The 13,410-nt window shown below is 67.6% G+C and carries 11 protein-coding genes and 1 pseudogene; 9 read left to right on the forward strand and 3 right to left on the reverse strand.

Annotated features, from left to right (window positions below):
• Positions 1-8 precede the first annotated feature (8 nt).
• The 9 genes from nirD (at position 9) to KHO18_RS22480 (ending at position 9,461) form a co-directional block, all read left to right on the forward strand.
• Positions 9-392: a nitrite reductase small subunit NirD gene (nirD, locus tag KHO18_RS22440; RefSeq protein ID WP_144203440.1), complete on the forward strand. Its 384-nt coding sequence runs from the start codon at positions 9-11 to the stop codon at positions 390-392.
• A 60-nt stretch (positions 393-452) separates the two neighbouring features.
• The gene (locus KHO18_RS22445) at positions 453-1,694 is read left to right on the forward strand and encodes an NAD(P)/FAD-dependent oxidoreductase (RefSeq protein ID WP_144203442.1); all 1,242 of its coding nucleotides are present in this window, start codon (positions 453-455) and stop codon (positions 1,692-1,694) included.
• Positions 1,695-1,759: 65 nt separating this feature from the next.
• Positions 1,760-4,498 (forward strand): nitrate reductase, encoded by a 2,739-nt coding sequence (locus KHO18_RS22450; RefSeq protein ID WP_211943928.1) that lies wholly within the window; start codon positions 1,760-1,762, stop codon positions 4,496-4,498.
• A gap of 189 nt (positions 4,499-4,687) precedes the next feature.
• The gene (locus KHO18_RS22455) at positions 4,688-5,128 is read left to right on the forward strand and encodes a response regulator transcription factor (protein ID WP_280527769.1); all 441 of its coding nucleotides are present in this window, start codon (positions 4,688-4,690) and stop codon (positions 5,126-5,128) included.
• A 103-nt stretch (positions 5,129-5,231) separates the two neighbouring features.
• Positions 5,232-6,287 carry a hypothetical protein gene (locus KHO18_RS22460; protein ID WP_144203448.1) on the forward strand — a complete coding sequence of 352 codons (1,056 nt, stop codon included), beginning with the start codon at positions 5,232-5,234 and terminating at the stop codon, positions 6,285-6,287.
• A 47-nt stretch (positions 6,288-6,334) separates the two neighbouring features.
• Entirely contained in the window at positions 6,335-6,763 is a 429-nt protein-coding gene (locus tag KHO18_RS22465; protein ID WP_144203450.1) for a hypothetical protein, read from the forward strand.
• A 100-nt stretch (positions 6,764-6,863) separates the two neighbouring features.
• On the forward strand, positions 6,864-7,490 hold the full coding sequence (locus KHO18_RS22470; protein ID WP_144203452.1) for a helix-turn-helix transcriptional regulator: 627 nt from the start codon (positions 6,864-6,866) through the stop codon (positions 7,488-7,490).
• The gene (locus KHO18_RS22475; RefSeq protein ID WP_211943929.1) at positions 7,480-8,460 is read left to right on the forward strand and encodes an ornithine cyclodeaminase family protein; all 981 of its coding nucleotides are present in this window, start codon (positions 7,480-7,482) and stop codon (positions 8,458-8,460) included. The genes KHO18_RS22470 and KHO18_RS22475 overlap by 11 nt, the downstream gene beginning before the upstream one ends.
• 32 nt (positions 8,461-8,492) lie before the next feature.
• Positions 8,493-9,461: a threo-3-hydroxy-L-aspartate ammonia-lyase gene (locus KHO18_RS22480; RefSeq protein ID WP_211943930.1), complete on the forward strand. Its 969-nt coding sequence runs from the start codon at positions 8,493-8,495 to the stop codon at positions 9,459-9,461.
• A 44-nt stretch (positions 9,462-9,505) separates the two neighbouring features.
• Here the strand turns inward: KHO18_RS22480 and mdtD are convergent, their stop codons facing one another.
• From mdtD to KHO18_RS22495, 3 genes and pseudogenes are all read right to left on the reverse strand, one after another.
• Positions 9,506-10,939 (reverse strand): multidrug transporter subunit MdtD, encoded by a 1,434-nt coding sequence (mdtD, locus tag KHO18_RS22485; RefSeq protein WP_244845007.1) that lies wholly within the window; start codon positions 10,937-10,939, stop codon positions 9,506-9,508.
• Positions 10,940-11,011: 72 nt separating this feature from the next.
• On the reverse strand, positions 11,012-13,105 hold the full coding sequence (locus tag KHO18_RS22490; RefSeq protein WP_348638701.1) for a TonB-dependent receptor family protein: 2,094 nt from the start codon (positions 13,103-13,105) through the stop codon (positions 11,012-11,014).
• A gap of 85 nt (positions 13,106-13,190) precedes the next feature.
• A pseudogene (locus KHO18_RS22495) lies at positions 13,191-13,410 on the reverse strand (bifunctional UDP-4-keto-pentose/UDP-xylose synthase); the annotation flags it as partial.

A 13,410-nucleotide genomic window follows, 5' to 3' on the forward strand; every position in this document is an offset into this window, starting at 1 on the left:
AGAACGTGATGCATCATTCCCATCATCCCGAAACCTGGACCGCGATTTGCACCTTGCGCGACATCGTGCCCAATACTGGTGTCTGCGCACTGGTTGATGGCCAGCAAGTGGCCGTGTTCCGCATCGGCCGGGGCGAGGAGGTCTTCGCCATCGACAATTTCGATCCGAACTCGCAGGCGGCGGTGCTCTCGCGCGGGCTGGTTGGCAGCCTGGGCGAGCGCGTGGTGGTGGCCTCGCCGATCTACAAGCATCACTTCGACCTGCGTACCGGCGAATGCCTGGAAGCCCCCGAGCACTCGGTGGCGGCCTACGCGGCCCGGGTCTACGACGGCAAGGTCTGGGTAGCCGCCAGCGAAGTCGCACGACAGGCCGAGGAAGAACTGGCGGCCTGAGCTGCTTCCCCCGCTTCCCGCATTGCCCCTCGCCCACGCCCAAGCCATTTGAGACGCCCCATGACGCCCACCGCCAACTCCCACGCCAAACCCCGACTGGTTGTCGTCGGCAACGGCATGGCCGGCATGCGCACGGTCGAGGAACTGCTGAAGCTGGCGCCGGACCTGTATGACATCACGGTGTTCGGCGCCGAGCCGCACGGCAACTACAACCGCATCCTGCTCTCGCCGGTGCTCGCCGGCGAGAAGACCGTCGACGACATCATGCTCAACACGCGCGAGTGGTACGCCGCGCATGGCATCGAGCTTTTGGCCGGCGACCCCGTGGTGGCCATCGACCGCCCCCGCCGCACGGTGCGCTCGGCTTCCGGCCGGGAGGTGCACTACGACCGCCTGCTGCTGGCCACGGGCTCCAAGCCGTTCATCCTGCCGGTGCCGGGCCATACGCTGGACGGGGTGATCGCCTTCCGCGACATCCAGGACGTGGAAACCATGCTCCACGCCGCCCGCAACCATCGCCACGCGGTGGTGATTGGCGGCGGCCTGCTCGGGCTGGAGGCCGCCAACGGCCTGCTGCGCCAGGGCATGGACGTCACCGTGGTCCACCTCGCCGACAGCCTGATGGAGCGCCAGCTGGACAAACCCGCCGCCGCGCTGCTGAAGCTGGCGCTGGAGCGCAAGGGCCTGCGCTTCCTGCTCGGCGCGCAGACCGCCGGCATTCTGGGCGATAGCCGCGTGACCGGCGTGCTGTTCAAGGACGGCAGCCAGATCCCGGCGGACCTGGTGGTGATGACCGCCGGCGTGCGGCCCAATATCGAACTGGCGGCCGGCGCCGGGCTGCGCTGCGAGCGCGCCATCGTGGTGGACGACACGCTCCAGACCTTCGACCCGCGCATCTACGCCGTAGGCGAGTGCGTGCAGCATCGCCAGGCCACCTTCGGGCTGGTGGCGCCGATCTGGGACCAGGCACGCGTCTGCGCGGCCCATCTGGCCGGCGCCGGCCATCGCCGCTACGTGCAGCAGGCCACGGCGACCAAACTCAAGGTCACCGGCGTGGACCTGTACTCGGCCGGCGATTTCATTGGCGCCGATGGCAGCGAGGATCTGGTCCTGCGCGATCCCCGGCGCGGCGTCTACAAGCGGCTGGTGCTGCAGGACGGCCGGCTCGTGGGCGCGGTGCTATACGGCGACGTGCAGGACGGCCCGTGGTACTTCGACCTGATCCAGAGCGGCAAGCCGGTGGGCGCCCTGCGCCAGCGCCTGCTGTTCGGCAAGACCCAGTGCGAGGCCCTGGCCGCCTGATTTACCGGCTGCGTTGCCACCGGCGTTGCTGGCTGGCTGGCATCCACCGAAAGAGAGACATTGCTGTGAACCTGTCCGATATTGCGGTGGTTTCCGCCACCCCCACCACCACCACCGCCACCACCTGCCCCTATTGCGGCGTGGGCTGCGGCGTGCGCGCCACCGTGCGCGCGGACGGCCAGGTCGAAGTCAGCGGCGACGCCGACCATGCCTCCAACTTCGGCCGGCTCTGCGTCAAGGGCTCGGCGCTTGGCGAAACCCTCGACCTGAACGGCCGCCTGCTGCACCCCCAGCTGCGCGAGGCCGATGGCGAGCTGCGCCGCGTCTCCTGGGACGAGGCGCTCGACAAGGTGGCCAGGGGCTTCTCCGACATCGTCGCCGCGCACGGCCCGGACGCCGTGGCGCTCTATGTCTCCGGCCAGATCCTGACCGAGGACTACTACATCGCCAACAAGCTGATGAAGGGGTTCATCGGCACGGCTAATATCGACACCAACTCGCGGCTCTGCATGTCATCCGCCGTGGCCGGCCACAAGCGCGCCTTCGGCGAAGACCTGGTGCCCTGCAGCTACGAGGACCTGGAGACCGCCGATCTCGTCGTGCTGGTGGGCTCGAACACCGCGTGGTGCCACCCGATCCTGTTCCAGCGGCTCACGCGCGCCAAGGAAGCCCGGCCAGCCATGAAGATCGTGGCGATCGACCCGCGCCGCACCGCCACCTGCGAACTGGCCGATCTGCACCTGCCGCTGCGCGCCGGCACCGATGTGCGCCTGTTCAACGGCCTGCTGAGCCATCTGGCCCGCGCCGGCAAGACCGACACGGCCTTCGTCGCCGCGCACACCGCCGGGCTGGAAGCCACCCTGGCCGCCGCCGAGGCGGACGACACCAGCGTCGCCGCCGTGGCCCGCGCCTGCAAGCTCGACCCGGCGGACGTGCAAGCCTTCTTCGACCTGTTCGCCAGCACGGAACAGGTCATCACGGCGTTCTCGATGGGCGTGAACCAGTCGTCGTCCGGCACGGACAAGGTCAACAGCATCATCAACTGCCATCTGCTGACCGGCCGCATCGGCCGCCCCGGCATGGGCCCGTTCTCGCTGACTGGCCAGCCCAATGCGATGGGCGGGCGCGAAGTCGGCGGGCTGGCCAACATGCTGGCTGCCCATATGGAGCTGGCCAACCCGGTGCACCGGGACATCGTGCAGGACTTCTGGCAGTCCCCGGCGATGGCCGACCAGCCCGGCCTCAAGGCCGTGGACCTGTTCGATGCCATCGAGCAAGGCAAGGTCAAGGCGGTCTGGGTCATTGCCACCAACCCCGTGGTGAGCCTGCCCGATGCCGACCAGGCACGCCGCGCGCTGGCCAGGTGCGAGCTGGTGGTGGCGTCGGACATCGTCACGCACACCGACACCAACGACGCGGCCCACATCCTGCTGCCGGCACTGGGCTGGGGCGAGAAGAACGGCACGGTGACCAACACCGAGCGCCGCATCTCGCGCCAGCGCGCCTTCCTGCCCGCGCCGGGCGAGGCCCGCGCCGACTGGGACATCCTCTGCGACGTGGCCCGCCGGATGGGCTTCGCCGGCTTCGACTACGCCGGTCCGCATGAAATCTTCGACGAACACGCCCGCCTGAGCGCGTGGCGCAACGACACCGCCACCGAGCTCGACGCACCGCGTGCGTTCGACATCAGCGGGCTGGCCGGGCTGGCCCGGGCCGACTACGACGCCCTCGCGCCCGTGCAGTGGCCAGTGCGCGCCAATCTGACCGAAGGCACGCAGCGCCTGTTCACCGACGGCCGCTACGCCCATCCCGATGGCCGCGCCCGCTTCGTGCCGACCGCGCCGCGCGCGCCGGCCCACGCCACGGACGACGACTTCCCGCTGATCCTGAACACCGGCCGGGTACGCGACCAGTGGCACACCATGACCCGCACCGGCAAGGCCGCGCGGCTCTCCGACCACCTGCCCGAGCCCTTCGTCGACATGCATCCGCAAGACGCCCTGCTGTGCGGCGTGGGCGAAGGCAAGCTGGCGCGCATCACCAGCCGCTGGGGCGCGATGGTGGCCCGCGTGCGCCATGGCGGCGGCATTCCGCGTGGCAGCGTGTTCGTGCCGATCCACTGGAACGGCCAGTTCAGCTCCGATGCCCGCGTGGGCGCGCTGGTCAATCCGGCGGTCGATCCGGTCTCGGGCGAGCCGGAGTTCAAGCACACGCCGGTGCGCGTGGAGGAATTCCGCGTGTCATGGCACGGCTTCGTGCTGAGCCGCGCCGCCCTGCCCGCCGACGCGCTGACGTACTGGACGCGCATCCAGGGCAAGCAGTTCCAGCGCTACGAGTTCGCCGGCCGGGAGACCATTCCCGACCGCGCCGCCTGGGCCCGCGCGCTGCTGGGCGTGCAGGACCCCGAGGCCGACTGGCTCGAATACGAGGACCGCACCGCCGGCGTCTATCACGCGGGCTATGTGGTCAACGACCGCATCGAGGCCTGCGTGTACGTTTCCACCCGCCCGGACCTGCCCTCGCGGGCGTGGCTGTCGCAACTGTTCGGGCAGGAGCGGCTGGAGGACACCGACCGCATCGGCCTGCTGCTGGGCCAGCCGATGGAGAAAGGCGCGGACGCCGGCCCCACCGTGTGCTCCTGCTTCGGCGTGGGCCGCAACACGATCTGCGACGCCGTGCGCAAGCACGACCTCAAGACCCCGGCCGACATCACCGCCTGCGTGAAAGCCGGCGGCAATTGCGGCTCCTGCGTGCCGGAACTGAAAAAGCTGCTGGTCGAAATCCGGGTGGCCGAAGCGGCATAAATGGTTGCCTTTCTCCGCCCTCCCGATTATCGGGAGAGCGGAGATATTAGGCACCCTTATCTCTGATATTAAATAATTCCCACAAACAGTTCATTTATTTCACCTACGATGACCTGATTGCATCGTAGCGGGGTGACGCCCTGTCATCCGCTCGAAAAATAATAATGGGCATGCTTGCCGTCATCAAGGTTGACCACCCGGGAATCCCAGGTGCTCGCCTTGATCGCCCAAGGGATGAGCACCAGCGATATCGCCAGGTATCTGGGCGTTACCGAATTCACGGCCCGCAAGCACCGAACCAATATCTCGGCAAAACTCGATATCCACTCCACGTCGCAGCTGGTGGCCTTTGCCACGACGCATGCCAATACGGCGCCCCGCGCGCCCACCCCGCTTCTTCCACCAGACACATTAAGCAAGCGTGAAAAAGACGTCCTGGAGAAGCTGAGCCTGGGCCTGACGGCCAAGGAAATCGGCAGAAATCTCAGCATCAGTCCCCGCACTGTCAGCAAACACCTGGAAAACATCCGTGCCAAAACCGGGTTGCAAACCCTGGCGGCTCTCATGACGATTTCCAGGCAACTCAGAATTCCCATGGCATCCGAAAATCCGGATACGCAATCGGAGTAATGGCGATTACCCCCTCCAGGCACCAACACTGGTTCTGCGATAAGTCACCGACCGCTATCGCAAAATCAACCGAATGCCAGCAACATTCAAAAGGGGTAACACCATGAATTGGAATCGATCATTTACCGACCTGATACGCAACGGGCGCCCCGCCTATTGGGGAAACTGGACCCTGGCGCCCAATATCAAACCCGGCGCGGTGGGCTTTGTTTCTCCGGACACCGGCGATTTCACGCTGGTCAAGGAGGAGACACCGGGGCTCTCGCTAAGCACGCGCGGTATTCCCAACCAGTGGAAGCTGTCCTCCAGCAACGTGCAGCGCAGCGAATCCAACGTCAACCTGGACGGCTCGGCCACCGATCCGGATACCGGCATCAAGGTGACGGCCGGCGTGGAGGTGAAGTGGGAATTCTCGACCGTGGGGTCGATCGCTTCCGAATTCGGCATCGCGTCGGAAACGTTCATCAGCGACCTGACCCTGCTCGGCAAGCCGGAAACCTACCAGTGGCTGTACGACCAGGCGCAATCGGTCAGCATGGGGTCGAACGGGCGGATCGCGCAGGGTTTCGGCGTGGTCACCAGCGCGGTCTATGCCCACAGCGGGCTGAACGTGGGCTCCCAGGACAACAGTTCCTCCTTCTCGCTGACCGGCTCCGCCGGCGCGGTGCAAGAGATGCTGGGCGGCGCCAACGGCAAGGGCTCGTTCGTCTCCACCCGCCAGAACAAGAGCGTGGACCAGCATCTCTGGCCCTACCAGGCGGAGCAGCTCGCGCCCTCCCCGATCCCGATCGCCTACACCTTCGCCTCGTTCGACGGGCCGCTGCTGATTCCGAACTGGATCAACCGGCTCGGCGCCTTCGAGGTGGTGTTCGACAACAAGCCCGGGTGCACCTACGTGACCCACATCCAGATCGGCTACGACTCGCCGGCGGGGCGCCAGCACGATGAGTTCTCGCTGAGCGGCGGCATTTCCAAGACCGTGAGCAACATCCCGCTTAGCGCGACCAACCTCCGCGTGGACGTGAAATTCCAGGGGGTCATGAACAGCGACCACTACGCCTTCAACTGGCCCAGTCCGCTGGGGCAATGGCTGACGGGGCGTCGCGCCATCGAAATGACCGGCGTCTGGCCGGGGCAGACCCACGCGCGGGAAGTCTGACTTCCCTCTTCATCGCAGAAACCTGAAGTTTTCCAAGGAGAAACACCATGGCAACGCTCGTCAACATCACTGCCAAGACCCCCACCGCCGTGCAGATCTGGGGATTTCACGATCCGTCCGACGTCGACGACGTGGCGGCGGCGCTCAATACCATCGCCAGCGGCCTGACCGGCAACGGCCACACGATTCACGTCATGTCCGGCACCCACGGCTACTGCGATGGGAAGATCGGCGCCGTGGCACAGCGCGAAGAGAAGTTCGCGGACGAGGACCGGGCCCTTGCGTCGCCCAAGACCAGGGACCAGAAACCCGTCGCCATCGCCGTGCATGACTTCAATAACGGCAACCTGCCCGGCCCCGACCGCGTGACGGCGGCCATGGCCAAGCTGAACACGGACATGCGCCGCATCGTGGGCAATCTCCCGGGCACCCACACCTTCCTGCTGGCCTACTGCTGCAGCGCAGGCACGCGTTAGGCTGCCGAAGTCTTGAAGGGCGCACGCCGCGATGCGCACGCGGCGTGGGCGGGCAGTCCGCACCTTGACATTTCATCTACTGCTGGACAAAATGTCCAGCATGAAGACCCGCACGCCCGAGCAGCGCCAGTTGCTCGACCAGATCAAGCAGATTGCCGATGGCCTCGGGCAGACGCTCGCGCCGTTCTGCGAGGTCGTGGTCCATGACCTGCTCGAGCCCGGGCAGTCGATCCTCGCCATTCACAACAACCTGTCCGGCCGCGCCGTGGGCGAGCCCACCACCGAGCTGGGCCAGGCCCGCATCACCGATCCGGACTACCCTCAGATCATCGCCAACTATCCGAACCAGTTCGCGGATGGGCGGCAGGCCAAGAGCACCTCGGTGGGCATCAAGGACAGCAACGGGCGCTATATCGCCGCGCTGTGCATGAATGTGGACCTGACGCTGTTCCGCAGCCTGCAGATGGCGATGGGGCAATTCGTCCAGACCGCCGTCGAAGGGCCGCAAGAGTCACTCGACCCAGCCGGCACCGATGCCCTGCGTGCCCGCATCGACACCTTCGCCGCCCGGCTGGCCACCACGCCCCGTGCGCTGAAGACCGAAGACCGGCGCGCGCTGATGCATGAACTCAAGGCGTCGGGCCTGTTGGAGGTCCGGCGCGCCATGGAAACCGTCGCGGCACATCTCGGTGTGTCGCGCGCCTCGGTCTATAGCTATGCCCGCTGATACCCGTCTGGCCCAACTCCTGCTCCTCGACAAATTCGACGTCGAAGCCGCCCTGCAACCGGACGACGTGCTGGAAGCCGTGCGTGAAGCCTTCGTGCTGCACAGCCACCGCGAAGGCCGCGTGTTCCCGCTGATCCGCGAGAAGCTGGCCACCGGCGGCGTGTTCGGCATCAAGGCTGGCGATGTGCCGAAGCAGAACCTGCTCGGCTTCAAGGCGGCCGGGTTCTGGCCGGACAACCGCGCCCAGGGCGGCGAGCCGCATCAGGCCACGGTGCTGCTGATCGACCCCGCCACGGGCCGCCCGCTCTGCGTGCTGGACGGCAACGCCATCACCACCGCGCGCACCGGCGCGGCCGGCGGCATCGGCCTGCAACTGCTGGCGCGGCCGAACAGCGCGCGCGTCTGCGTGTTCGGCAGCGGCGTGCAGGCGCGCGTGCAGCTGACCTATGCGCTGCGCCTGCTGCCGTCGTTGTGCCATGTGTCTTACGTCACCTTCAACCACCAGCGCGATCCGGCGTTCGAAGCAGCGTTCTCGGACCGCTGCCAGATCGAACTGGCGACGGACGCCAACGCGGCGGTATCGAAAAGTGATGTCGTCATCACCGCCACGCCCGGCGGTGGCGCCCTGTTCGACGCAGACGCCGTGCAGCCCGGTACCCACCTGAACTGCGTGGGCGCCGATACGCGCGGCAAGCGCGAGTTGCCGGACGGCGTGCTGGCCCGCGCGCGCGTCTTTGCCGACGACCGTGAGCAGGCCCGCGGCATCGGCGAATGCCAGTGGGCCGCCCAGGTCGATTGCACCGAGATTGGCGACCTGCTGACCGGCAATGCCATGTTCGACCGTGGCTCTGCCGACATCACCGTCTTCGACATGACCGGCCTCGCCCTCCAGGACCTGACCGTCGCCCGCTTCCTGCACGAGCGCGCCGTGGCCAATGGCACCGGCAAGCGCCTGGCCTGGCCCTGGTAATCTCTCACCTCCATCGCACACCCTCCCCTGCCATGACGACCCTGCAACTGCCCACCTACGCCGATGTGCAAGCCGCCGCCCTGCGGCTGGAAGGCCATGCCAACCGCACGCCCGTGAACACCTCGCGCACCTTCAACGAGATGGTCGGCGCCGAAGTGTTCTTCAAGTGCGAGAACTTCCAGCGCATGGGCGCGTTCAAGTTCCGCGGGGCGTTCAACGCCTTGTCGAAGTTCTCGCCCGCGCAGCGCAAGGGTGGCGTGGTGGCGTTCTCGTCCGGCAACCATGCCCAGGGCATCGCCCTCTCGGCCAGGCTGCTCGGCATGCCGGCGACCATCGTCATGCCGCACGACGCCCCGGCGGCCAAGGTAGCCGCCACCAGGGGCTACGGCGCCAACGTGGTGACCTACGACCGCTACAAGGAAGACCGCGAGGAAATTGGCCGCAAGCTGGCCGCCGAACACGGCATGACGCTGATTCCGCCGTACGACCATCCGGACGTGCTGGCCGGCCAGGGCACTGCCGCCAAGGAACTGTTCGAGGAAGTCGGCCCGCTGGACGCGCTGTTCACCCCGCTCGGCGGCGGCGGGCTGCTCTCCGGCACGGCACTGGCCACGCGCGCGCTGGCGCCGGCCTGCAAGCTCTACGGCGTGGAGCCGGAGGCCGGCAATGACGGCCAGCAGTCGTTCCGCAAGGGCGAGATCGTCAACATCGACACCCCGAAGACGATTGCCGATGGCGCGCAGACCCAGCATCTGGGCCAGTACACCTTTGGCATCATCCGCCGCGACGTCAACGACATCGTCACCGCCTCGGACGCGCAACTGGTGGACGCCATGCGCTTCTTCGCCGAGCGCATGAAGATGGTGGTGGAGCCGACCGGCTGCCTCGGAATGGCCGCCGTGCTGGGCATGAAGGACCAACTCAAGGGCCAGCGCGTGGGCGTGATCATCAGCGGCGGAAACGTCGATATCGCGCGCTTCTGCGAGCTGCTGGCAGCCTGAGCCCCGCCACGCCCCGCCCCACCACGCCCCACCCCGGCCGGGGCCTACATCTCCCCGGCCTGCTTCACCTCTTCCTTCGTGTCGCGCGCCGGCTCCGGCGATAGCTGCATGAAGATCCATGCCGATGCCGAGGTAATCAGCCCCACGCAGATGAAGGTGGCGTGGAAGGCCGGCAGCACTTCCATCTGGTGCGCGCCGTTCGCGCCAAATCCGGCCTGGAACGTGGCCAGCAGCGCGCCGGCCGACGTCACCGCCAGGCTCATCGACAGCATCTGCACCATCGACAGCATCGAATTGCCGCTGCTGGCGCTGCCCCCCGACAGGTCTTTCAGCGTCACCGTGTTCATGGCCGTGAACTGGATCGAGTTGACCATGCCGAAGATGGCCAGCTGCACCAGCGTCAGCGCCAGCGGGCGCGTGGGCGAGATCAGCGCGAACGACGCCATCACCAGCCCCACCACGAAGGTGTTGACCACCAGCACGCGCCGGTAGCCGTGGCGCTCGATCAGCATCGTCGCCAGCCGCTTGGAGGCCATGCCGGCGGCCGTGACCGGCAGCATCATCAGGCCGGCATCGAACGGCGCGTAGCCCATGCTCACCTGGAGCATCAGCGGAATCAGGAAGGGCATCGCCCCGTTGCCGATACGCGCGAACAGGTTGCCGAGCAGCCCCACGCTGAACGCGTGAATCTTGAACAGCTTCAGCGGAAACAGCGGGTTCTGGCGCTTGTTGGCATGCAGCACATAGGCCGTGAGCGCCGCCATGCTGCCAATCAGCAGCATCAGCACCGTGGCGTGCTGGAAGCCCATGCCGGCCAGCCCATCCAGCGAAAACGACAGCGCCACCATGGCCACGGCCAGCAGCAGGTAGCCGGTGACGTCAAAGCCGCCCATGCCGGGCAGCCGCGAATTGGGCATGTAGCGGATGGTGGCCAGGGCGCCGATGATCCCCACCGGCACGTTGATCAGGAAGATCCAGTGCCACGACAGCGTCTGCGTCAGCCAGCCGCCCAGCGTGGGGCCGATCAGCGGGCCGATCATGCCCGGAATGGCCACGAAGCTGAGCGCCTGGAGGTATTGCTCGCGCGGAAAGGTGCGCAGCACCGAGAGCCGCCCCACCGGCAGCAGCATGGCGCCGCCCACCCCCTGCACCACCCGCGCGGCGGTGAGCACCGGCAGCGTGGGCGCCCAGGCACACAGCAGCGAGCCGAGCACGAACAGGCCGATGGCGGTCTGGAAGATGGTGCGGGTGCCGAAGCGGTCCGCCAGCCAGCCCGAGGCCGGAATGACCACCGCCATGGTGAGGGAATAGGCAATGACGACCGACTGCATGCGCAGCGGGCTTTCGCCCAGGCTGTGCGCCATCGACGGCAGCGCCGTGTTGACGATGGTCGAGTCGAGCGTCTGCATGAAAAAGCCAACGGCCACGACCCACAGCATGATGCGCAGGTCGCGGTCCTGGGGCATGGAGGGGGGCATGGGGCTCCACGGATGCCAGTCAAAGACGCCACCTTAGGCCGGAGACGCGCCGCTGGCAAGTCAGGCGGCGGCTTACATCGACGCCCGCAGCCCCAGGAAGAAGCGCCGCCCGGCCGCCGGCTCGAAGTAACGGCCGTTGGCCTCGTTGACGATGACCGAGCCGATGTAGTGCCGGTCTGCCAGGTTGTCGATCCGGCCGAACAGGTACAGCCGGGTCCGGCCCAGCCTGAATTCGTAGCCGGCCTTCAGGTTGAAGACCATGTAGCCGGGCGCCGCCTGGGTGTTGAGATCGTCCGCATAGACCTGGCTGTCCGCCCGCGCCTCCACCCCCAGCATCAGCGGCGCCAGCGGCCGGTAGGTCAGCTCTGCGCCCAGGCTGTGCCGCGCCGTGCCGGGCAGCCGGTTGCCGGCCGCCACCTGCAGGCCCTGCGCGTTGAGATAGGCCTCCCCGAAGTACGCCGACAAATAGGTATACCCCAGCCCCGCCCCCCACTGCTGCGCCTGCCCGAACGTGCCGCGCCAGCCCAGTTCCAGCCCGCGCCGGCGCACGCCGTTCACGTTCTGGTAGACCGTGCGGCCGGCGTTGTTCGATACCGGCACCACCTCGTCGTGACTGTCCGCGTCGAACAGCGCGGCCTCCACCTTCTGGCCGGCCGCCTGCCATTTCACGCCGATCTCGCCCTGCCGGCTGGTGGACGCCTGCAAGCCCAGGTTGGCGCCCACCCCGCCGGGGCCGTAGGCCACCTCGGTCAGCGTCGGGGTCTCGAAGCCCCGGCCCAGGTTGGCGTAGACATTGAGCGTGTCGTGGGCGTGCCAGACCACGCCGGCCACCGGGCTGACGTTGTGATAGGTGGAGGTGCCGCTGTCGTCCGGGCTGGCCGCCGTGACGTAGTGATCGTCGATGCGCAGCCGGACCATGCTCGCCCGCAGCCCGCCCACCAGTTCCCAGGCGGGATGCACGGTCCAGTTGAACTGGGCAAACGCGCCGTAGTCGGCCGCCTCGTCGGTCTCGTCCCGGCGCAGCGCGCCCTGCTGGCCGTTATCGTTCACGTAGCCATGGCGGGCGTCGCGCATGGCGTTGGCCTCGATCCCGGCCGTCCATTGCAGCGGCAGGCCGTTGGCCGTGGTCTTGCGCGTCCACGCCAGCGCCGTGCCGCCGTAGGTGCGGTCCAGATCGACAATGCCGCCCGCCGACGAAGGCGCCGCGCCGCTGAAGCCGAGCCGCTGGGTCAGCTGCCGCCCGCCGCCATAAAGGCGGAAGTTCAGGCTGTCACGCTCGTTCAGCTGGTGTTCGACCACCACGCCGGCCTGCGTCTGCTCGACATCCTTGCCCGTGTTGAACTGGGTGGCCGCCGGCACGGCCTGCCGGGGGTTGGCGTCCGCCTGGGCGCGCGTGAGCCCGAGCGGGTCCTCGGCCAGCGGCTGGGTGAAGTAGTTGAATTGGCCGGTGATCTTGGTGGCCGTGGTCGGCTGGGCCACGATCTTGGCGTTGAGCTGGTAGCGGCGTGCTGCGCTGTGGTCCCGGTAGCCGTCGGTCTGGTAGGTCCAGGCGTCCAGCGAGCCGCCGAGGCGGTCATTGCCGCCGGCCAGCGCCACGCCGGCCTGCCATTGGCCGTCCGAGCCGAAGCCCGTGGCAGCCCGCCCGGTGAACCCGTCCCTGGGCGGATCGGGCGTGAACACCTGCACCACGCCGCCCGAGGCATTGCCGTACATCTGGGCGAACGGGCCGCGCAGCACCTCCACGCGGCTCGCGTTGGCCAGGTCGAAGGTGGACGCCTGCCCCTGCCCGTCCGGCATGGTGGCGGGAATGCCATCGACAAACAGCCGCACCCCGCGCACCCCGAAGGTGGAGCGGCTGCCAAAGCCGCGCACGGCGATCTGGAGGTCCTGGGCGTAGTTCTGGCGGTCCCGCACAGCGATGCCGGGCACGGTCAGGGTCAGTTCGGAGAGATTGACCAGCGGGGACGCCGCCGTGAAGGGGTCCACGGCGATGCTGCTGACGGCGGCCGGGGCATCAAACTGGCGCTGCTCGCTCCGGCTGGCGCTGACCACCACATCGGGCAGCGTCTTCTCGTCGGCGGTCTGGGCCGTGGCTGCCGGCATCGCCAGCAGCGAAGCCAGTGGAAAGATGGAAAAACGGGAAAGGGTCCTGCCGGTGGCGTGCATGGGGGCGCGTTCCAGAGAGTAGACACCTCGCGCGCGGAAAGTCGCGCGAGGCATAGTCTACCCAAACCGGGGCGCCCCGCCGGAATCAGTTGCCGCCGCTCACCAGCGTACGCGCCTCCACCACCTTGTCGCGGTAGGCCTCGAAGATGCGGCGCAGCGCCTGCTCCATGTTCAGCTTCGGCTGCCAGCCCAGCTCCTCGATCGTGTTGTCGATCTTCGGCACGCGGTGCTGCACGTCCTGGTAGCCCTTGCCGTAGAACTCGCCGGAGGACGTCTCCACGATCTTCGTCTTGCGTGCCTCGTCG

The organism is Cupriavidus campinensis (genome assembly GCF_905397395.1).
GTDB classification, from domain to species: Bacteria; Pseudomonadota; Gammaproteobacteria; order Burkholderiales; family Burkholderiaceae; genus Cupriavidus; species Cupriavidus campinensis.

Bases quoted from the DNA above. Each gene is read 5' to 3' on its own strand.
- nirD (WP_144203440.1), top strand. From the start codon at position 9: ATGCATCATTCCCATCATCCCGAAACCTGGACCGCGATTTGCACCTTG.
- KHO18_RS22445 (WP_144203442.1), top strand. From the start codon at position 453: ATGACGCCCACCGCCAACTCCCACGCCAAACCCCGACTGGTTGTCGTC.
- KHO18_RS22460 (WP_144203448.1), top strand. From the start codon at position 5,232: ATGAATTGGAATCGATCATTTACCGACCTGATACGCAACGGGCGCCCC.
- KHO18_RS22465 (WP_144203450.1), top strand. From the start codon at position 6,335: ATGGCAACGCTCGTCAACATCACTGCCAAGACCCCCACCGCCGTGCAG.
- KHO18_RS22470 (WP_144203452.1), top strand. From the start codon at position 6,864: ATGAAGACCCGCACGCCCGAGCAGCGCCAGTTGCTCGACCAGATCAAG.
- KHO18_RS22475 (WP_211943929.1), top strand. From the start codon at position 7,480: ATGCCCGCTGATACCCGTCTGGCCCAACTCCTGCTCCTCGACAAATTC.
- KHO18_RS22480 (WP_211943930.1), top strand. From the start codon at position 8,493: ATGACGACCCTGCAACTGCCCACCTACGCCGATGTGCAAGCCGCCGCC.
- mdtD (WP_244845007.1), bottom strand. From the start codon at position 10,939: ATGCCCCCCTCCATGCCCCAGGACCGCGACCTGCGCATCATGCTGTGG.
- KHO18_RS22490 (WP_348638701.1), bottom strand. From the start codon at position 13,105: ATGCACGCCACCGGCAGGACCCTTTCCCGTTTTTCCATCTTTCCACTG.